This is a genomic window from Pseudomonas sp. EA_65y_Pfl1_P113 (genome assembly GCF_963970525.1).
Taxonomy (GTDB): Bacteria; Pseudomonadota; Gammaproteobacteria; order Pseudomonadales; family Pseudomonadaceae; genus Aquipseudomonas; species Aquipseudomonas tritici.
The window spans coordinates 1-536 of the sequence record NZ_CAXAQM010000330.1; the positions used below are offsets into that span (position 1 = coordinate 1).

The following is a 536-nucleotide window of genomic DNA, read 5'->3' on the forward strand; positions in this document are numbered from 1 at the left end:
CCCAAATCAGCCCAAGCGCGAAGACACCGACGCGCCGGAATTCTCCCGCCGGGTCGGCGCCAAGGGCTGGCTCGGCATGACCTGGCCTAAGAAATATGGCGGCCAGGAGCGCAACTATCTCGAGCGCTACGTCGTGACCGAGGAGATGCGCGTCGCCAATGCGCCGACGCGGCGCTTCTTCGTCGCCGACCGCCAGAGCGGGCCGGTGCTGCTGAAATATGCGCCCGAGCACATCAAGATGGACATCCTGCCGCGGATCTGCCGCGGCGAAGTCTGCTTCGCCATCGGCATGAGCGAGCCGAACTCCGGCTCCGACCTGTTCGCCGCGAAGACGCGCGCGACCAAGACCGACGGCGGCTATCTCATCAACGGCACCAAGATCTGGACCTCGTCGGCGCATATCGCCGACTACATGATCGCGATCTTCCGCACCTCGCCGCCGACCAAGGAGAACCGCCGTCACGGCCTCACCCAGTTCCTGGTCAAGATGAAGCAGCCGGGCATCAAGGTGAACCCGATCGGCCAGATCACCGGCC

General features: G+C 65.1%; 1 protein-coding gene. It reads left to right on the plus strand.

Going from position 1 to position 536, the window contains the following annotated elements; all coding sequences use genetic code 11:
* Positions 1-536: acyl-CoA dehydrogenase family protein (locus tag AACY52_RS29885; RefSeq protein ID WP_339561315.1), on the plus strand; the 536-nt coding region annotated here is incomplete at both ends.